Below are 19,828 nucleotides of genomic sequence, written 5' to 3' on the forward strand. Positions count from 1 at the left end.
CCCGCGACCACACAGGTGGAGCCACTTCTAGCCGTCCACCCGGGGCCAAATCAGGCTGTCACAGCCACACGCCGTTACTCATGTCCTGGGTGTTCAAGCTGATGTCATAGTCGATGGTCGGCGGTCGGTTGAAGAACGTCCGCCGCATCCAACCGAGCAGGTTCCACTCGATCGGCGCCCGCAGCGGTGTCGTCGGGTTCGGCGCGAGGGTGACAACGCTGGTTGCCGCAGCGGTGGGTGTCTCGATCGACGTCTCTGTGCCTTCGGGCGACGAGTCCGACGTGCGGACCGGCTGCTGCTCGGACGTCTGCGAAGTGTCTGCGGCTGTTGGCGTTTCGGTGGCACCCGTCGAGGCCGCGACGTCGGTCGCCGCTTCGTCGACGTCTGCCGAAGGCAGCTCCTCGTCGGTGTCTGAGTCCACCGGCTGCTGATCGGAGGGGGAGGCCGGCGTGTCTGTCGGCTCGTCGGCGGAGGTTTCGGCGTCGCTCGTTGAGTCGACGGCCGCCTCGGGCTCCGGCACGGCGTCCAGGTGCTCGTCCGTCGTCGGCGTCCTGTCCGAGTCCTCGGGCGCAGACGAGTCCACGTCCAGGCGGTCATCCGAGGAGTTCTCGGCCTCGGCTGCCTCAGATCCATCCGCGTCGGATCGGTTCTGCGCCGACGAGCGAGTGGTGCTTTCGTCGTTGTCGGTGGCGTTCGCATCCGTGCTGTCACGCTGCGCCGAAGAAGTGACCGAACCAGCTGGGCCCGCGTCCCCCGAGTCGGCGGCCGCCACCCCGTGCCCTGCGGCTACGGCAGTAATGACATAGGCGGCAACTGCCAGCCCACCCACCTGGGCGGCACGCTTACCGATGTGCCCGATGTTCAGCCCCGACGGCTCGCTTCGCTGGTCGCTCATTCCAGGCGCGGATTGTGTTGTAGGACAAGCGCTACTTGCCGGCCGCCTTGGTGGGGTCGAATTCGGGGCGCCGGTTCCGGGGAGGTCAGCCATTGTTCTCAGTCCGATCCTGGGGTTGTAGCCGTCGCGGCCCAGCAGGGGCTGCGCTGGTCACGTCAGCGTCAATATGTGACGTAGACCGCAATTAACATACCGTTCGCGCTGTTTCTGTCAAGCACGTTTCACCAAGCAGTCCGTGGTTGTCGACCTTGCAGGCCCCGCGAGGCGACCGCACCAGCTCAAGTGTCGTTCATAAACAGTCACCTATGCATGTATGTACCGGAGCAGCCTGCGCGGAAATGGACGCCGCCGCGCGCTACGCGCACAGCCGGGCACCACGTCCCGCGTGGTAAGCAACGCGAAAATGGCACGACAACGGCGTCCACGACGCACTGGCCGTCCTCCGCGCCGTCGCCGCAGTCATCCACACCTGACGCATCCCGCGTTCGCAGAACTGGTACAGGAAGGGGCTTGGCCACATGCCGCAGGCCGAACCGACGCAGCCCCACGCCCCGAGTTGTCGCAAGCCCAGCGATGCGCGTAGCTGGAGCGACGAAGAGCGCAGACGAGTCCAGAGACGAACACTCGTCGTCGTCATCGCAAGTCAGGTGCTCGGCGGTGCCGGGCTGGCCGCGGGAGTATCAGTTGGCGCCCTGCTGGCCAAGGAGATGCTCGGCACCGAGAGCCTGGCGGGCATCCCCGCGGCGCTGTTCACGTTGGGCTCGGCGGCAGCGGCGTTCTCGATCGGCCGTCTCACCCAGAGTTGGGGCCGTCGGGTCGGCCTGGGAATCGGATTCACTGCGGGAGGCGTTGGCGCAGCAGGCGTGGTCGTCGCCGCCGCCAGTGACAATGCTCCCCTGCTCTTCGCGGCGCTCTTCATCTACGGCGCCGGTACGGCGACCAACCTGCAAGCCCGTTACGCAGGAACCGATTTGGCAGATCCGTCCCGGCGCGGCACCGCGATCAGCGTGGCACTCACAGCCACAACGCTCGGCGCCGTCGCAGGCCCGAACCTGATCGCCCCGATGGGGCAGGTGGCGGTCGCGCTCGGGATACCTGCGTTGGCAGGCCCGTTCCTGCTCGCCGCAGTCGCCTATGTCGCCGCCGGATCGGTACTGATCGCCTTGCTTCGCCCCGATCCCTATCTTGTTGCGCGCCAGATCGATGCCGCCTCGGCAAGGGAGGGGGACGACACCTCCGTTACTGCTGCCCCCAGGCCGACGGCAGGCGCCTACGTCGGCGCAGTCGTGATGATCGTGGCGCAGGTGGCCATGGCGGCGATCATGACGATGACACCCGTCCACATGAGCGGACACCACCATGGCCTGTCGGCCGTCGGCCTGGTGATCGGGCTCCACATCGCCGCGATGTACCTGCCATCACTTGTCACCGGCGTACTCGTCGACCGGATCGGGCCCCACGCAATGGCTGTGGCCGCCGGCATCACCCTGCTCGCGGCCGGACTCACCGCTGCGTTTGCACCCGGCGATTCACTACCGCTGCTCGTGACCGCCCTGGTCCTGCTGGGCCTCGGCTGGAACTTTGGAATCATCTCCGGCACTGCGTTCGTCGTCGACGCGACGGTGCCCGCGAATCGGCCACGTGTGCAAGGGTCGATCGACGTGTTGATCGCCATCGCCGGCGCGGCCGGCGGCGGACTGTCCGGAGTCGTCATGTCGGCCAGCGGGTACGCGGCGCTGTCCATTGCATGCGGGGTTTTCGCGCTGGTACTCCTGCCTGCGCTGCTTTGGGATCGCAAGCGGACACCCGCATCCTGACGCAAGACTTCGACCAGACCATCCCTGGGAGACTCCAGGCGCTAACTGGGCCGGCAAGCGGAGACGGCGTACGGACTAATCTGTGGCGGCAGTGGTTCCACAGCTGAGGCTGCGCTTCTCTTCATAGAATCGTGCCCGCTCGTCGAGTAGGCTCAGGAAGCCGGCGAGATCCTCGCGAGCCTGTTCCCCTTCGGGCCCGAAATCCCTACGTTGGAACACATTCCAGAAACGCAGTACTGGACTCAGCACCTCGTCGTGATGTTTACGCAGGTCGTAGATGCCGGCTTTGGCGATCGTGATGGCGTTCCTGGCGAAGTCGCCCATGCCTTGTGCGGGCATCGCGAAGTTGATGACCTCGTCGCGAATGGCGCTCATCGCGGCGTCGGGGCAGATGTCCAGGGCCGCGGCCATCAGGTTGCGATAGAACACCATGTGCAGGTTCTCGTCTGCCGCGACGCGCGCCAGGAGTTGTTCGGCGACGGGGCAACCCGATGCACGGCCTGTGTTGCGATGCGAGACGCGCGTCGCCAGTTCCTGGAATGACACATAGGCCAGCACTGCCAGCGGAGTCCTGTCGCCGGCGTCATATCCGGCAACGGTATGTTCCATCCGAAGACGCTCCAAAGCCACAGGATCGACGCCGCGGGTCACCACCAAGTAGTCGCGCAGGGCGATGCTGTGACGGCCTTCCTCGGCGGTCCACTGGCCGACCCAGGTCCCCCAGGCGCCGTCGCGAGAGAAGCGGGTGGCGATCTCCCGGTGATATGACGGCAGGTTGTCCTCGGTGAGGAGGTTGACCGTTAGCGCGACCTTGGCGACGGGATCCAGCGGCGAGTCCTCCGGATGCCAGTCCTCTCCGCCCAGGAACGCGAAGTCACGTCCTCGGCTCCACGGGACGTAGTCATGCGGAAACCATTCCTTCGCCATCGACAGATGACGGTCCAGGTTCTGCGCCACAACGGGTTCCAGTTCGTGAAGTACAGAGGCTTGAGTATCCATGGAGGTCATCCCGTCGCATCGGTCGGTGCGCAGGGGTCGCGCCCCGATGAACCTACGGTACCGTAACCTACGTAACCGTAGGTTGCGGTCGGGTAGCCGGTTGGCGACCCGCAGAAGCGCGCCGCGCCGAGCCATGGGTCAGGTGTGCCGTGCCGCTTCTTGGGCGAGTTGCACGCGGGAAGCGAGGCAGAGCTTGGTGTAGACGTGGGTGAGGTGAGTCTGCACGGTGCGCGGTGACACGAACAGCCGTGCGGCGATGTCCTTGTTGCTCAGGCCTTCGCTGACGAGCCCCACCACATCGAGTTCGGTGGGTGTCAGTGACGCCCACCCACTGCTCGGGCGCTTGCGCTCTCCCCGACCCCGTTGTGCGTATGCAATCGCCTCTGTGATGGACGTAGCGGAGCCTTCGGTCCACGCGGCCTCAAAGGCCTTATCGCCCAATGCGTCACGCAGCGTTGTGACGGTCGTTTCATGGTCGGCGTCGTAGATCCTGAACCGTACAGCTCCGGTTCTGCCCCGGATGGCTTCTGCCGCGCCACAGAGCCTCGCTGCTTCATGATGGCTGCCGCCGTCCCCGACAACGCGTGCGAGGCACTCGAGTGTGTCAGGAACCTCCAGGCGAGCCCCGACACCGGCTGCCAAGCTCAGCGCGTCGTGGGCGTTGCGTTCGGCCTGCTCAGGGTCGCCTTGGGCGATCGCGATGCGGGCACGCGTAGTGAGCGCGCTCGCGCGGTGCACGCCCCGGGTGATTGACACAGCGCCGTCGACCAGGCTACGCGCCGTGTCCAAATCACCGCGTGTGCAGGCGATCTGCGCGGCGACGTTGGGATCCTGGATGCCCGCCACCTCGCTGGGACCAAAGGACCGCGTTGCCGAATCGCTGGCGGCTTCGGCGGCCGTCACGTCGCCGGCGGCCAGGTTCGCGACGGCCAGCGCCGCGTGCGCCAAGCCTGCGTGGACCGGGCTGACTTCCACTGCGACGTTGAGGGACACCTGGGCGGCTGCCCGAGCTGCATCGGTGTCACCGCGCTGGGCCAGCGCATGAGCCAACACGAGCTCACCGCAACAGCCGTTGAGCGTGTCGTGCGCCACGTCGGACTCGCTAACCACGCCGTCCGCCAGGGCTAGCGCAGCGTCGAGGTCGCCTTGAAAGTGATGCGCAATGCCGAGGAGCCAACCACAGATGCGCGAAACGAACCCGTCACCCATCTCATCGGCAAGCTCGCGTGCTTCCTCACCTGCCGTGCGCGCCGCGACCGGGTCGCCCCCACCCATCAGCGCTGCATACGCCTGCCAGGCCAGGGTTTCGGCCAACATCCACTTGTCGCCCATCGACCTGGCCAGGTCGACCGCCTCAGCCAACAACGGCCGCGCAACATCGGCGTTGTAGGCGGCAAGGCCGCCACACGCGGTCAATGCCCGGACCAGCAGCGCCGGGTCATCGATGTCTCGCGCCATAGCCAGCGCCTTCTGAGCTTGATCCAGGCGGTCAGTGATACCCACGTGGCCGTCCATGAAGGCCCGGTCTGCCAATGCCCGCGCATACACTGCGGGGTCTGCCTCTCCGGAGCGGGCCTCGTAATCGGTCAGGGCGGCGTCAAACCAGGCCTGCCCTTCTTGCAGGCGGCCGCGGGCTCGCCACAGCGGGTGCAGTGAGGATGCCAGCAAGAGCGAGTGATCGGTGTCGGCGTTCTCGCGGCTCCACGCGAATGCGGCCCGTAGGTTGTCCATCTCGATGTCGGTCTGATTGAGCCGGCGTTCATGGCCGGCTACCGAGGGAGCGTCCAGCTCGGCCGCGCGCGCCGTGTAGTGGTCGCGGTGCCGCGCCCGCAGGGTGTCGGCCTCACCGGATTCACCCAGTTTTTCCTGCGCGTACTGGCGCACCGTCTCCAGGAGGCGGTATCGCGTTCGGCCAGCGGTGTTTTCGGCGATCAGCAACGACTTGTCCACCAGTAGGGTGAGCAGGTCGACCACTTCGTAGCGGTGCACCTCACCGTCGACGGTGATCGCTTGGGCGCCGTCGAGGTCAAAGCCGCCCGCGAACACCGCCAGCCGCCGGAACAGCACTCGTTCCGGGTCGGTGAGCAGTCCATGCGACCAGTCGACCGAAGCCCGCAGGGTTTGTTGGCGGCGCACCGCGGTGCGTGATCCACCGGTCAGCAGGCGGAAGCGGTCATGTAGGCCGTCCACGATCTCGGTCAGCGACAGGGCGCGCACCCGGGCCGCGGCGAGTTCGATGGCCAGCGGCATGCCGTCGAGCCGGTGACAGATCTCGCTCACCGCGGCGGCGTCGTCGGCGCTGATGATGAAGTCGGGACGCGCCCGGCGGGCGCGGTCGGTGAACAGCTCGATCGCGTCGTCGTCGAGGGCCAGCGGGGGGACCCGCCAAGTCTGCTCGCCGGCCACCGCGATGGGCTCGCGGCTGGTCGCCAACATGGCCAGCGCCGGGCACGCACCCAACAGCGCATCAATCAGAGTGGCGCACGCGTCGAGCAGGTGCTCGCAGTTATCCAGCACTACAAGCATCCGCCGATCGGCGATGAATCGCACAATTGTGTCCACGGTTGAGCGGCCGGGTTGGTCCGGCAGCCCCAATGCCCGCGCCACGGTGATCGCCACCAGCGCCGGGTCGGTGATCGGCGCCAGATCCACATACCAGACGCCGCCCGGGTATCCCTCAACCACGGCAACGGCGACCTGGGTCGCCAGGCGCGTCTTCCCCACCCCGCCGGCACCGGTGAGGGTGACCAACCGGTTGGCATCCATGAGCCCGCGGACTTGGGCCATGTCGTCGACGCGCCCCACGAAACTGGTGAGCTGGGCCGGAAGACGTTGCACACCAATTTCTTCTCGGGCGCGCAGCGGCGGGAACTCGTTGCTTAGGTCGGCATGACACAGCTGCACCACCCGTTCCGGTCGGGGCAAGTCCCGCAGACGGTGGGTGCCCAAGTCACTCAGCCACCCACCATCAGGAAGCAGGTCCGCCACCAGGTCGCTTGTGGTGCCGGATAGCACGGTCTGGCCTCCGTGCGCGAGCTCCCTTAGCCGGGCGGTGCGGTTGATGGTCGGGCCCACGTAGTTTCCCTCGTCGCGCAGCCGCACCTCACCGGTGTGCACTCCGATGCGCAGCCGGATCGGCGCCAGCGGCGCCCGTTGCAGGGCGAGCGCGCACGCCACGGCGTCGGAGGCACGGGTGAACGCAACGACGAAGCTGTCGCCTTCACCCTGCTCGACCGGACGGACTCCGTCATGGTCGGAGACGAGGTCGGTCAGTGTTCGATCCAGCTGCGCAACGGCGGCAGTCATCGTCTCGGGCTGGGTCTCCCAAAGCTGGGTTGATCCCTGGACGTCGGCTAGAAGCAACGTCACTGTTCCCGTCGGAACGAGCTCGCTCACGCCTACATCGCTCCACTTCAACATCGACATATCCGCGCGTTCGATCATGCTAGCCAGCATCGGACAAGGACAGGCTGCAAAACATCAGCACATATGCGTAGATCGCCGTCCAGAATCCGCGACCGCCCCGGATTTTCTACGCGCTCTGGCCGATGGTCTTTGTCTTGCAAGCCCGGATCCTCGACGCAACCCGATCTGAGGAGGCCCCGATGAATCCAGATGGCCCGTTGGTGATGAACAACCTGGGTGATCACGCCGTCGTACTCGGCGCCAGCATGGGCGGGTTGCTCGCCGCGCGCGTGCTCGCCGACTTCTACCGAACCGTGACGATCGTCGAACGCGACGTACTGCCGAACGATCCCGTCAACCGGCGCGGAGTTCCGCAGGGCCGCCACGTCCACGCGCTGCTGGCGCGGGGCTCGCGGATCCTCGAAGAACTCTTCCCGGGGCTTCTCGACGAAGTCGTCGCGGGCGGAGCACCGGTCCTCGACGGCACCGATCCGTCCGAAGGGTATTTCCGCTTCGGTGGCCATCTACTGCCGCGGGACGGCCGGCCGAAAGACCCCATAACCCTCCTCCTTCCGAGCAGACCGATGCTGGAATACCTTGTCCGGCAGAAGGTCCGAGGCATTCCTAACATCGCGATGCTGGAAGCCCACGACGTGGTTGACCTCACCTCCGCCAGCCAGCAGGACCGCGTGACGGGTGCCCGGGTGCGCGCCCGCGACAACGGAGCCGAACGCGTCCTCAACGCGGAGTTGGTGGTTGATGCCACGGGCCGCGGGTCGCGAACTCCGGCGTTCCTGGACCACCTCGGATACAACCGCCCGGCACAAGACCACATCGACGTGCGCCTCACCTACTCGAGCCAACTGCTACGGCTCCCACCTGGTGCGGTCAAGGAGCGGATCGTGATCGTCGGCCCCATCCCGGGCAGACCCACTGGCATGGCGTTATTCGGTTACGAGAACGCCACCTGGATCTTCACCGCTATCGGGATGGCCGGCCGCGAGTCCCCCGCGGAACTGACCGAGATGCTCACCTTCGTTGACGATTTCACCCCGCCACACGTGGCCGCGGCACTGCGCGAAGCCGAACCGCTCGCCGACATCGCCCGCCACCGGATGCCCTCCAGCCAATGGCGCCGCTACGACAAGATGCAACGATTCCCCGCCGGGCTGCTCGTCTTCGGCGATGCCATCTGCAGCTTCAACCCCATCTACGGCCAGGGAATGACCGTGGCCGCACTTCAGGCAGAGGCACTGCGGAAGTGCCTCCAACACGGCGCGGCCGGACTGGCACGGCGCTATTTCCGTGCCACCGCAAAACCAATCAGCGTGGCGTGGCGGCTCGCGGCCGGCGCAGACCTCAACCTGCACGAGGTCGAAGGACGGCGGCCACCGTCGGTGCGCATCGCGAACAGATACGTCGACCGGCTCCAGCGCGCCGCCGAGTCCGACAACGTTGTCGCCGAACAATTCGTAAAGGTCACCGGGCTCATCGATCCCCCAGCCCGGTTGCTGCACCCAAAGATTCTGCTACGCGTCGCGTTCACCAGTTGGGGTCGGCGCGGGCGCCATCGCTGAGTGCCATCGCAGCCGACGCATCCTGATTCCTCGCGACCAGACATTGCATGACGGACCGACGATGGCCGAGCGGTTCCGCCAGCAGCTACCGCACGCACAGGTGGAGCTCGTCGGCGACGCCAACCACCTCATGCTTATCGACCAGCCCGAGGTGGTGACCGAACAGCTCACGAAGTTCCTCGCCTCTCGGGTTCACAACGACATCCAGTAATGCGCGCGACCTATCTGTCGCGGCGGGGCCCACCGGCGACCGCCCGATGTCTCGCAGCCGCTGACCGGCGACGAGCATTCAAGCAGTCGGTCCGAGGAACCCGCCCATCTTCCACGTTGCACCGTACAGAGTCACGTAAAGGTCGATCCACCCCGCCTCGCGCACCTCTCGACCCCAGGGGCGCATGGTCTCTCGCTTCTTCTACCAACGGATGGCTGCGAACTCGGCTTGCGGGAAGTTGTCGAAGGTGAACGTCACAGGGGGGCCGGCAACCGTGGGTATCGGGCCGGTGGCGAGGGCATTCGGTGGAGTGCTTCCCTCGGTCGGTCCGGCCATTCCGGACTGATGGACAATGTCTCCCGAAGCGTCGCGGACGCCGACGAGGTCCAGCCATCCGGTGGGAAACAAGCCGTCGAAACCTGGTTCAGATTGGGGTAGTTGGACTCGAGCGATCTCGAAAGTGACACCGGGCAGCGTCTCGAACTTAAAGCTGACGTGCGAGACGTCGTCCCGCGACTTATCGAGCATCAGTGGCTTGCCCGTGTAGTCGGCGGCGGTGAACGAATCGATCATTTCCATAAGGGGGCTCGCGGGCGGCAGATTTGGAACTGTCCGTCCGCTTTGCCGCAACGTGAGGAGCAGCTCCTGGGCGACCGTTCTCACGGATGCGTAGATCGGAGTGGGGATGGGTTCGCCTGTCCCGCCTGTGACCGCGCTCGTTGAAAATGCCCAGTTTTGCTCACCGAAAGTGCTCACCTGTGTGGCTCCGCCGATGAGGGCGGGTCTCCTCCGATGCTGGTGGTCTCTGACCACGCTCCAGCTCTTTGAAGGAGACCCGCTTTCTCATGCTCACATGGGAGGACGACTTGGAGATACACGCCCTGCATAAACGAGGCTGGTCGATCTCGGCCATTGCCCGCCATACCGGAAAGAACCGTAGAACGGTCCGCAATTACCTCAACGGCGTCACCACCCCGGGCGTGCGTAAACCCGCCGCAATTGACCCGTTTGAACCGTTCATCGCCTATGTCACTGCCCGGCTGACCGAGGATCCGCACCTTTGGGCCCGCACGCTGTGCGACGAGCTCGAAGACCTCGGCTATCCGATGTCGTATCCGACGCTGACCCGACAGATCCGGGCGCGCAATTTGCGGCCGGCGTGTCAGGACTGCGCACACGCCGCAGACCGCGCCAACGCGGTCATCGACCGCCCGCCTGGATCCGAAACCCAATGGGATTGGCTGGATCTGCCGAACCCACCCGCATCGTGGGGCTGGGGCACGATGGCGCATCTTTTCGTTGGATCGCTGGCTCATTCCGGTCGCTGGCGGGCCGTGCTGGCCCCGGCGATGACCCAACCACATCTCGTCGACGGCCTGGACCGGATCTCCCGCAAGCTCGGTGGGCTGACCCGCACCTGGCGCTTCGATCGCATGGCCACCGTCTGCGACCCCGGCTCAGGCCGGGTCACCGCGTCGTTCGCCGGGGTAGCCAAGCACTATGGGGTCGCCGTCGCCATCTGTCCAGCGCGGCGTGGCAACCGAAAAGGTGTGGTGGAGAAGGCTAATCACACTGCGGCCCAAAGGTGGTGGCGTACGTTGCCTGAGGACATCACGGTTGAGCAGGCCCAGGACCGCCTCGATGAATTCTGCCGGCAGCGCGGCGACGCCCGGCGGCGGGCCACTGCCGAGGGGAAGGTCACGGTGGCCACCCTGGCCGCGGCCGAACCCTTGGCGCCGCTTCCGGTCGCCCCGTATCCGCTGATCCTGCGCGAGGACCGCACGGTGTCTCGTCAGGCGATGGTGTCGTACCGCGGCAACCGCTACTCGGTGCCTCCGGAATTGGCTTCAGCGACGGTCAGCGTCATCCACGTGCTGGGTTCTGAGGTCATCGACATCGTCACCTCCTCGCAGATCACTATCGCCCGCCATCGGCTGGCCGCCGACGGCGCCGGGGTGATGGTCCGCGATCACGGCCACGTCGTGGCACTGGATCAACTGGCGATGGCCACCGCCGCCACCGGCGGCCGAGCTCACCGCCGCAAGGAACGCATCCCACCCGGCGCAGCATCGCGCGCAGCAGCAGAAGTATTGCGCATCAACGCATCTGACATCAATCCAACGCCGACAGTCGCGATCGTGGACTCGCCGACGACCGTGATCGATCTGTCCACGTACGAACGCGCCGCGCGCGGAAGGAACACCTTGCCATGACCACCACCCCGGATGCGGTGCCCGCACCCAACACCGCCGCCCAAGCCAGCCTCTATCAACGCCTGCGCGGCCACCTGGCCGTGCTCAAACTCCACGACGCCGCCGAAGCGCTGCCCTCGGTCCTCGACCGCGCCCAGGCCGACGGCACCTCCATGACCGCCGCCCTGGAGGAGCTGCTCTCCATCGAGGTCGAAGCGACCGAGGCCCGACGGCTGGCCGGCCGGTTACGGTTCGCCTGTCTGCCCACACCCGCCTCCCTGGAGGACTTCGATTACGACGCCGCGCCCGGCCTGGATCGCAAACTCATCACCGAACTGGGCACCTGCCGCTACCTCGAGACCGCCACCAACGTGCTGCTGATCGGGCCACCAGGGGTCGGCAAAACTCACCTATCTGTCGGATTAGCCAGAGCAGCAGCACACGCCGGCTACCGCACCTACTTCACCACCGCCGCCGACCTGGCCGCACGCTGTCACCGCGCCGCGATCGAAGGCCGCCGGGCCACCACCATGCGGTTCTACGCCGGACCAACCCTGCTCGTCATCGACCTATGCCGAACCGACAATTATGCCGACCCCTCTCCGAGTCGCTACGCGAAGTGCCTGGTTAACGTCGGGTGATTGGTTCCAAGGTCTTCAAATGCTCGGCATAGTTCCGGCGGTTTGGCGACGCTTCTGTGATGGAGCAAGTGGCTCCGAGACGGAGGTGAGGTCATGTCGGGAACCCGGAGGAAGCCTGGTCGGATGGCGCCGTTTATTGGTGGTCTGCAGACGAGGTGGTCGGAGCTGGGATATTCGGATCTCGCGATTCGAAATATGTTGAAAGATGTTGGCACAATCGGTCGGTGGATGCAGGAGCGCGATGTGCGACCGTGCGATCTGTCGCCTGTTGTGCTCGGTGATTTCCGGAAGCATCGGATTGCTGCCGGGCGGCGGAAGATACCGACTGTCAAGAGCTTCGAGCCGCTGCTTGGGTTCCTCCGCGAGGAGGGTGTGCTCGTAGAAACTCCTACCGATGACGGCCCCAGGCAGCGGCTGCTCGCCGACTACCGCTGCTGGCTCATCGAGGACCGCGGTCTGGCGCAGGCGACTGTCATCCGCTACGAGAATCTGGCCCGCAGATTCCTGACGTTGCATCCACTCGGCGCCGGCGCGGTGGTCACCGGCGCCGAGGTGGTGGCGTTTCTGCTGGAGGAGAGCCGACGGCTCAGCGTCGGCTCGGCCAAAGGGCGAGTCGCCGAGCTGCGTTCGTTGTTGCGCTTCCTGTTCGTGCGGGGGTTGACGCCTCGACTGTTGACCACAGCAGTTCCCCCCGTTGCGGGCTGGCGCGACGCAGGCATTCCCAGAGCTCTGCCTGCCGGACAGGTGCAGCAGCTGCTGGATCGTTGTGACCGCAGCGATCCCGTCCAGGTCCGCGACTATGCGATTCTGATGCTGGTGGCCCGCCTAGGTTTGCGCTCGATCGAGGTCGCGCGACTGCAACTTGACGACATCGATTGGCGTGCTGGTCGGATCATCTTGCACGGCAAGGCCTCTCGCGAAGACGCGATGCCCTTGCCGCAAGAGGTTGGCGCGGCCCTGGCCGATTATCTCTCCGCGGTCCGCCCGCGAACCTCCCTGCGTTCGGTGTTCGACTCGTGCAAAGCACCCCGCCGAGCAATCAGACCAGACTTGGTCAGCGATGTAACACGGCGGGCCTGCGATCGGGCCGGGTTGCCACGTGTCGGGGCGCACCGGCTGCGACACACCCTGGCCACCGAGATGCTGCAGCGTGGAGTCAAACTCGCCGATATCGGCCAAGTGCTTCGTCACCGCGATCTGGCCACCACCGCGCTCTACGCGAAAGTCGACCTTGCGACCCTGAGAGCGATCGCGCTGCCCTGGCCCGGAGACGACCAGTGACCGCGCTGGCCGACGCCGCAGCGGACTATCTGCGGCTGCGAAACCAACTTGGTCACGACCTGGCCGAGTACCACCGCCTGCTACCTCGTTTCGTGGCCTTCCTCGACGACGCTGGCCTGCCAACGGTGACCGTGGCCACGGCCATGGCGTGGGCCAACGCACCCGAGGTCGATCCCTTGGGCACCGTTGCGTCCCATCGGATGACCATCGCCCGTGGCTTCGCCCGGCACATGGCCGGGCTGGACTCGAGCACCGAGATTCCCCCGTTCGGCGTGATCGGTGCACGGCGCCATCGCCACGAGCCCTACATCTTCAGCCCCACCGACATCGACGCACTGATGCGCGGCGCCCAAGGCCTACGGACCCGGCTCGCCTGCGCGACCCATCGGAGCATGATCGGGCTGCTGGCCGCCACCGGGATGCGAGTCGGTGAAGTGATCCGCCTTGACCGCGCCGATCTCTGCTCAGCCGAGGCGCGGCTGCTAATCCATGAATCGAAGTTCGGAAAGTCGCGCATCGTGCCGTTGCATCTCTCGGTCCTCGACGCGCTGCAGCGCTACGCCAGTTTGCGGGACGCCGTCCACCCTCGGCCGACGACGGCGAGCTTCTTCGTCTCCAGCCGGGGCAACAGGATGGTTTATCAAACGGTTCACACGGTATTTCGAAACCTCTGTGACGGTGCGGAGATCGGTGCGGATGCGCTGTCGCGGCCCCGGATTCACGACCTGCGGCACACCTTCGCCATCCGCACTCTCATCGGATGGTATCGCGCCGGAGAGGACGTGGAGGCACGCCTGCCGGTGTTATCGACCTATCTGGGCCATCGGGATCCGCGGTGGACCTACTGGTATCTGTCGGCCGCCCCAGAGCTGCTGGCCCTGGCAGCATCCCGCATGGAAGCCGCCACAACAGGGGGCAACCGATGAGCCCCATCGCTCCGACGATGCAGGCGTTCTTCACCGACCGGCTCATCACGCAGCGCCAAGTCAGCCCACGCACCGTCGCGTCCTACCGCGACTCGCTGCGGCTGCTGATCGGATTCGCCCAGGAACGCACCGGCAAGACACCCTCTCGCATGGAGTGGACCGACCTCGACGCCGACCTGATCGCGGCGTTCCTCGACCACCTCGAACACGTCCGGCACAACAGCGCACGCACCCGCAATCTTCGGCTGACCGCTGTTCGTTCCCTATTCGGCTTCGCCGCGCTGCGCCACCCCGAGCACGCCGAGGTGATCCAACGGGTCTTGGCGATCCCGGCCAAACGGTTCGAAAAACAGCTCATCACCTTTCTCGCCGCGGCCGAGATCGACGCTCTTATCGCCGCGCCGGACACTGATCGATGGGAAGGCCGCAGAGACCGTGCGCTACTGCTGTTGGCAACCCAGACCGGGCTTCGGGTCTCGGAACTGACCGGTCTCAACTGCGGCGACATCTCCTTCGGAGACGGATCCAGCGTTCGCTGCCTGGGGAAAGGCCGAAAACGCCGGGCTGTTCCCCTGACCACCGCAACCCAAGCAGTGCTCCGCATCTGGCTCACTGAGCGTGGTGACGCACCCGATCAACCGCTGTTTCCGACCCGGACGGGCCGGCGGCTCAGCACCGACGCCGTCGAACGGCTCGTCCGATTGCACGCGGTCACCGCCGCGCGAATGTGTCCCACGATCCGCCCCGCCGAACTGCACCCGCACGTGCTCCGGCATACCTGCGCAATGTCGCTACTGAAAGCCGGAATCGACTCCGCGGTCATCGCTTTGTGGCTCGGCCACGCCGACATCCGATCGACCGTCATCTATCTGCACACCGACCTCACCATCAAGCAGCGAGCGCTCAACGCGATGGCATCACCCTCGACCAAACCCGGCTGCTACCGCCCACGCGACAAGCTGCTCATCTTCCTCGAAGGCCTCTAACTATGCCGATCACGACGACAGCGCAGATACCGAGATCACCACCACTGCAAGCAGGTCAACATCTCCCGCCGGCGAGAGTCGGCATAGTTGCGGAGTCGGCATAGGTCGAGGATGATCAGATCGACTCGCAGCAGGGATTCGATGATCTTGCCGACGGTGTTGTCGGCCAGGCCGCGGTAGAGGGTTTCGACGAGGTCGGCGGCAGTGAAGTAGCGCACCTTGTGTCCGGCGTGGATCGCTGCGGTCCCGAGTCCGATTAGGGTGTGGGACTTTCCGGTGCCGGCGGGGCCGATGATCGCCAGGTTCTGTTGCGCCCGAATCCATTCCAGGCTCGACAGGTAGTCGAACACTTTGGGCTGGATCGAGGAGGCGGCCACGTCGAAGCTCTCCAACGTCTTGGGCACTGGGAATGCTGCGGCTTTGAGTCGGTTGACGATGTTGGAGGCATCGCGGGCCGCCAACTCGGTTTCGATGAGGGTGCGCAGGACTTCTTCGGGGGTCCAGCGTTGGGTCTTGGCGGTGATGAGGACCTCGGGTGCGGTGCGCCGGACGGCGGCGAGCTTCAACCGCCGTAGCCCGGAATCGAGATCGGCGGCCAGTGGTGGAACCGACGGTGGTGCAACGGGTTCGGTGTCGGTGATCGGTGGTGTCTTGGTCATGGGATCACCTCGCCGTCTGCGGCGATCGGCGTGATCTTGTAGGCGTCCAGGGATCGGGTCGGGGCGACGGGCAGGTCCAGGATCAACGCGTCGCCGGCGGGGCGGGGTTGGGGTGTTCCGGTGCCGGCGGCCAGGATGGAGCGTACGTCGGCGGCGCGGAATCGTCGGAACGCTACCGCCCGGTGCAGGGCGGAGATCAGGGCGTCGGTGCCGTGGGCGGCGCCCAGGGCGAGCAAGATCTCCAGTTCTGAGCCCAGTCGGGTGTTGCCGATCGCCGCGGCGCCGACCAGAAACGCCTGTGCGTCGGCGCCGAGGTCGCAGAACTGCTTCTCGACAGTGGTCCTCGGGCGGGGTGCCCGGCTGGGTGTTGGACGGGGCCCGTCGTAGTGGTCGTCGAGGATCGCCACTGCACCGGGTGCGACGAGTTCGTGTTCGGCCACGATCACCCCGGTGCCGGGCTCGCGCAGGCACAGTGCGCCGTGGTCGACGACCACGGCCACCGTGGTGCCGATGAGCCTCGTCGGCACCGAGTAGCGGGCCGACCCGTACCGGATGCAGGACAGGCGGTCGACCTTGCGTAGCACCGAGGGTGCCCCGATCTGCAACCGAAGAGATGGGAGTGGTTGCAGTAGTTCCCGTTCGACCATCAGTCGCTCGTCGGGGACCGCGCAGATCTCCGAGTGGGTCGCGGCGTTGACCTCGGCGCACCAGGCCTCGGCCGCGGCGTTGGCGTCGCGCAGGGTGACCGGCTTGCCGGTGACGCCGGCCTCGGTCAACAAGGGCACGGCCAGATCGTCCTGGGCGTAACCGCACAGGTTCTCGACGATGCCCTTGGACTGCGGTTATCCGGCTAATCTGGGCCGAGTCTGCGGCGGGTGCCGGGGGTGTCTAGTTTTTCTGTTGTCGTAGTCGTCGGATTTCTTCTTCGTGGCGCCGGACGGTGGTGGCGAGGGCATCCATCGCAATGCGCAGGTGGGCGATCTCGGTGGTGAGTCCGGTCAGGGTGTGTGCTTCCTTGCCGCGGGCTCGATGCTCTTCGATGATCTGTCGTAGGTCACCGTTGCGGTAGAGGGTGGCTCGACCAATTCCGGTGCGGGCCGCAACGTCATCGAAGGTCACCTGTCTGCCGGCGAGAATGATTGCTGCGCAGGCATCTTCGACTTGCTGACGCCGTTGTTGGGGTGTCATCCGGTCTGCGTCTGACTGATGTGGGCGTCCAGGCGTGCGATGAGTCGGCGGTGGCGTTCGGCTTCCTCGGTCCAGCCACGGGCTTCGGCGTCGCGAGCCAGGGTTTCGGTGTCAGCGCGCTGAGCGGCCAGGACGGGCAGGTAGCCGGTGTCGGTGCGGAAGTTGGGGCAGTGTTCGCAGATGTTGGCGTAGGCGCACGGGCCTTGGACTTGGGCACGGATGCAGAAACCGCCGGCCAGGCGGGCCTTGATGGCTGGTGCGTCTTTCCAGTCGCCGTCGACGATCGGCAGCGAGATCCGGCCTTGTGGTGGACCAGTGGGCAGGGTTCCCAGATGGGCCTTCGCCGCGGTCAGCGCACGTTCGTATTCGGTGCGCACGGTTGCGTCGAAGAGGCGTCCGTAGCGCAGACTCATCTCAGCCGAGACGTGCCCGAGCAGAGCCATCAGACTCTGCAGCGAGACACCAGCGTTGACCAAGGCAGTGGCGTAGGTGTGGCGCAGTTGGTGCGGGGTGATATGCGGCAGGTTGGCGTCGGTGGTCACGCGGCCCAGCACGTCGCGGATGTGATCGACGGTCAGGCGCCGACCGTGGTGGGTGAACAGGTAGTCGGTAGGGCGTGCTGTGCGTGGGTGCGGTAACGGCCGCCCAGGCGAGCGGTGGGCCACGATCCGATCGATGAGGGCAACAGTGTCGTCATCGAGGGGCACCATCCGTTCGGTATTGAGCTTTCCCAGTGGGACTTTCAGCCATGCGCCTTGGCCGGGGATTTCGTGGACGCTGTCGAGTTCGAGTTCGACGAGCTCACCGATACGCAATCCGGTCGCCCGCTGCAACAGCAGCGCGTCAGCCGGCAGCCGGTCTGGCCAGGCTTGCAGTGCCTGAGTCAGCCGCCGATCCAGGTCCGGGGTGAGGTAGCGCGGCAGAGCTCGCGGCAGCTTCGGAATGTCGGAGCGGAATACCAGCCGCCGAGGTGGTGCCTCCGGCCAACCCCACTCAGCGATGTCGTTGAGAAAGCAGTGCACTGCCAAGACCCGACCGCGACGCTCTGAGGCTTGAATCGGTGCGCCCGTGCGCGAATTGGTTGCCTCGGCGGTAGCGGTCAGGTAAGTCTCGATGTGGCGGCGTCGGTCCAAATTGGCCAGAGTTGTCAATGTCGGATCAACCGCATACAGGTGGGCGGCGAAGTGGTTGAGCCGGGTTGCGGTGCCAGCGACCGTGCCGCGGCTATGGGTGGCGGTCAACCGATCAAGGTAGGCCACAAACGACCCGCGCAGCGACGGACTCGCATCCCGCATCCGCTGGGCGAAGCTTTGCCGCAGCAGGCTGGTCGCGTTGACTGGCTGGTCGGTGAACACACCAAGGTGAAACATCACCTGCCGGGCGGTGTGGGCACCGCTGCTGTAGTGGCGGCTGGGTTTATCAGCGCCGCGGCGAGCCGCACTTGCAGCTAGTAGATCATCAAAGTCGTTGTTGGTGAGCGCATCCAGTCGTCTCCCTGTCTGAATGAGGAGCCGACCGATGACCTGCGACGCGGATGCGCTGCGGGTGCGTTCGGTGAAGCCAAGTTCTTCGGCGGCACCCAGGAACCGGGCAAGGTCCTGCGCAAGCAGCCCGGGCGGCATGTGGCGCCAAAAGACGGACAGTTTGCGGCAGATCAAGTAGTCGTATCCGGGCCGCAGGTGCCCAGCCAGCATCAAGAACGTCACAAAGCAGCGGGTGGTATGCGACGCCGACAACCGTGTCTGCAGTGGTTCCCCGGCCCATTGCTGTGGATCGGGCCAGCATCGCAGGAACGTTCGTGCTGCCGACCGGAGGTTCCTACTGGTCAATCCCAGCCGCGTGCAGTGCGCGTCGTAATCGGTGAGCAGGTCAGCATCAGGAGCGGGAACGTAAGCGAGCACGGGCGGCATCGAACTCCTCACGCAGAAACGTTGGGGCCAAATGGATGTAGGCGGCGGCGGAATCAGCATGGTCATGGCCCATCAGTGCTTGGATCACCGACAGATCGACCCCGGCTTCAGCCAGCGCCGTGCCGAACGAATGCCGTAACGCATGTGGATGCCCGGCGCTGACGCCGGAACGCTCACGGTGATAGCGAAATACCGTGCGCAGTCCCGCCGCGGTCAGCGGCTGTCCGCGATGAACGCCCTTGGCGACGACGAACAACGCCTCGGCATCTGTCTCGGGGCGCTCGACCAGCAGATAAGTTTGGATCGCGCCGGCAACGTCGGTGTCGATCGGTACGGACCGTTCCTTGCTTCCCTTGCCGAGCACCCGAACCCAGCGTCGGGCGATATCCACATCGGCAACGCGCACTGACAGGACTTCTGTTGACCGCAACCCCGACATCAGCATCAAGCCACCGATGGACCGATCGCGCCAGCTCCGGAAGCTGCCCAGCAGCGCCGCAGACTCCTGTCGGGTCAACCCGCGCGGCAGCCGCCGCTGCTCACGAACCCTCAGCTGGGAACGTGACTTCGGCTTGGCGATATGGGTCAACAGGCCGGAACGCTCTCCACGCGAACGCAATCGGGCCGAACGACCCCCACTGACCGGGTTTCGCGCGTCGGGGTCGCGCATCTCCTGGAATGCGAACAAACTGGAGATCGCCGCCAGTCTCCGATTAATCGTTGCAGGTGCATACCCTTGATTGCGGCCATCGCGGATCGAATACACGTTGCCACCCGGTCGGCCCGGCAGCGTCGCCTCCCGACACGCAGTCAGGAACCGAAGCAGCACATCAACATTGACCTCTGCTAGTTCCACCTGCTCGTCAATCAGCCACCGCGCGAACGCCAGCAGGTCGTACGCGTAGGCCCGGCAGGTATGGGCAGAGAAGTTGCGGTCAGCCAGATGTCCCAGAAAGTCGTTGACCAATCCGAACCGCTCGGCGGCCGGCCCACGCAACTGCCACACACCGCCATCGACGGCAGCAGACAGCTCTTTCGTCATGAGATGTGCATATCGCATCTGGCTCGATCCGGGCGCAAAACTGGAGGAAATGGGCAGTTCCCCCCATCCGAGTCACCCGGATTAGCCGGTTAAGAGTGG

At 65.7% G+C, this 19,828-nt stretch carries 15 protein-coding genes and 2 pseudogenes; 8 read left to right on the forward strand and 9 right to left on the reverse strand.

The window, feature by feature from the left end:
• Nucleotides 1-58: 58 nt before the first annotated feature.
• Nucleotides 59-895, reverse strand: a complete 837-nt coding sequence (locus BN976_RS31645) for a prolipoprotein diacylglyceryl transferase (protein ID WP_036377732.1) — start codon at nucleotides 893-895, stop codon at nucleotides 59-61.
• A 518-nt stretch (nucleotides 896-1,413) separates the two neighbouring features.
• On the opposite strand from BN976_RS31645, the gene BN976_RS31650 reads away from it, so the two are divergent.
• Nucleotides 1,414-2,712: an MFS transporter gene (locus tag BN976_RS31650; protein ID WP_036377734.1), complete on the forward strand. Its 1,299-nt coding sequence runs from the start codon at nucleotides 1,414-1,416 to the stop codon at nucleotides 2,710-2,712.
• 75 nt (nucleotides 2,713-2,787) lie between these two features.
• On the opposite strand, the gene BN976_RS31655 is transcribed toward BN976_RS31650, so the two are convergent.
• Together BN976_RS31655 and BN976_RS31660 are read right to left on the reverse strand one after the other, a co-directional pair.
• On the reverse strand, nucleotides 2,788-3,711 hold the full coding sequence (locus BN976_RS31655; RefSeq protein ID WP_036377736.1) for an acyl-ACP desaturase: 924 nt from the start codon (nucleotides 3,709-3,711) through the stop codon (nucleotides 2,788-2,790).
• A 138-nt stretch (nucleotides 3,712-3,849) separates the two neighbouring features.
• Nucleotides 3,850-7,167, reverse strand: a complete 3,318-nt coding sequence (locus tag BN976_RS31660; RefSeq protein ID WP_036377738.1) for a helix-turn-helix transcriptional regulator — start codon at nucleotides 7,165-7,167, stop codon at nucleotides 3,850-3,852.
• Nucleotides 7,168-7,316: 149 nt separating this feature from the next.
• Between BN976_RS31660 and BN976_RS31665 the strand changes: the two genes are divergently transcribed.
• Together BN976_RS31665 and BN976_RS33465 are read left to right on the forward strand one after the other, a co-directional pair.
• Nucleotides 7,317-8,693, forward strand: a complete 1,377-nt coding sequence (locus tag BN976_RS31665; RefSeq protein ID WP_084182494.1) for an FAD-dependent oxidoreductase — start codon at nucleotides 7,317-7,319, stop codon at nucleotides 8,691-8,693.
• Nucleotides 8,694-8,754: 61 nt separating this feature from the next.
• Nucleotides 8,755-8,904 (forward strand): alpha/beta fold hydrolase, encoded by a 150-nt coding sequence (locus BN976_RS33465; protein WP_122973972.1) that lies wholly within the window; start codon nucleotides 8,755-8,757, stop codon nucleotides 8,902-8,904.
• A gap of 201 nt (nucleotides 8,905-9,105) precedes the next feature.
• Here the strand turns inward: BN976_RS33465 and BN976_RS31670 are convergent, their stop codons facing one another.
• Nucleotides 9,106-9,660 carry a hypothetical protein gene (locus tag BN976_RS31670; protein WP_145978023.1) on the reverse strand — a complete coding sequence of 185 codons (555 nt, stop codon included), beginning with the start codon at nucleotides 9,658-9,660 and terminating at the stop codon, nucleotides 9,106-9,108.
• 89 nt (nucleotides 9,661-9,749) lie between these two features.
• Between BN976_RS31670 and BN976_RS31675 the strand changes: the two genes are divergently transcribed.
• From BN976_RS31675 to BN976_RS31695, 5 genes and pseudogenes are all read left to right on the forward strand, one after another.
• Nucleotides 9,750-11,117 (forward strand): Mu transposase domain-containing protein, encoded by a 1,368-nt coding sequence (locus tag BN976_RS31675; RefSeq protein ID WP_036377742.1) that lies wholly within the window; start codon nucleotides 9,750-9,752, stop codon nucleotides 11,115-11,117.
• A pseudogene (locus BN976_RS31680) lies at nucleotides 11,114-11,665 on the forward strand (ATP-binding protein); the annotation flags it as partial. The gene BN976_RS31675 and the pseudogene BN976_RS31680, both read left to right, overlap by 4 nt.
• Before the next feature lie 195 nt (nucleotides 11,666-11,860).
• Complete coding sequence (locus tag BN976_RS31685; RefSeq protein ID WP_235622213.1) at nucleotides 11,861-13,018, forward strand: site-specific integrase; 1,158 nt, start codon at nucleotides 11,861-11,863, stop codon at nucleotides 13,016-13,018.
• A complete protein-coding gene (locus BN976_RS31690; protein ID WP_036377746.1) occupies nucleotides 13,015-13,944 on the forward strand; it encodes a tyrosine-type recombinase/integrase in 930 nt (309 codons plus the stop codon). The genes BN976_RS31685 and BN976_RS31690 overlap by 4 nt, the downstream gene beginning before the upstream one ends.
• Nucleotides 13,941-14,930, forward strand: coding sequence for a tyrosine-type recombinase/integrase (locus tag BN976_RS31695; RefSeq protein ID WP_036377747.1), 990 nt, complete (start codon nucleotides 13,941-13,943; stop codon nucleotides 14,928-14,930). The genes BN976_RS31690 and BN976_RS31695 overlap by 4 nt, the downstream gene beginning before the upstream one ends.
• Before the next feature lie 35 nt (nucleotides 14,931-14,965).
• Here BN976_RS31695 and BN976_RS31700 read toward each other — a convergent pair whose 3' ends face one another.
• From BN976_RS31700 to BN976_RS31720, 5 genes and pseudogenes are all read right to left on the reverse strand, one after another.
• Nucleotides 14,966-15,589, reverse strand: coding sequence for an ATP-binding protein (locus tag BN976_RS31700; RefSeq protein ID WP_268748890.1), 624 nt, complete (start codon nucleotides 15,587-15,589; stop codon nucleotides 14,966-14,968).
• Nucleotides 15,586-16,431 (reverse strand): annotated as a pseudogene (locus BN976_RS31705) (Mu transposase domain-containing protein); the annotation flags it as partial. The gene BN976_RS31700 and the pseudogene BN976_RS31705, both read right to left, overlap by 4 nt.
• Nucleotides 16,432-16,477: 46 nt before the next feature.
• On the reverse strand, nucleotides 16,478-16,777 hold the full coding sequence (locus tag BN976_RS31710) for a DUF6262 family protein (RefSeq protein ID WP_011778386.1): 300 nt from the start codon (nucleotides 16,775-16,777) through the stop codon (nucleotides 16,478-16,480).
• Nucleotides 16,774-18,687, reverse strand: a complete 1,914-nt coding sequence (locus BN976_RS31715; RefSeq protein ID WP_036377751.1) for a tyrosine-type recombinase/integrase — start codon at nucleotides 18,685-18,687, stop codon at nucleotides 16,774-16,776. The genes BN976_RS31710 and BN976_RS31715 overlap by 4 nt, the downstream gene beginning before the upstream one ends.
• Entirely contained in the window at nucleotides 18,653-19,729 is a 1,077-nt protein-coding gene (locus BN976_RS31720; protein WP_235622217.1) for a tyrosine-type recombinase/integrase, read from the reverse strand. Before BN976_RS31720 ends, BN976_RS31715 begins: the two co-directional genes overlap by 35 nt.
• Between the last annotated feature and the right edge of the window lie 99 nt (nucleotides 19,730-19,828).

The sequence above is a fragment of the Mycolicibacterium austroafricanum genome, from assembly GCF_000612725.1.
Taxonomy (GTDB): Bacteria; Actinomycetota; Actinomycetes; order Mycobacteriales; family Mycobacteriaceae; genus Mycobacterium; species Mycobacterium austroafricanum.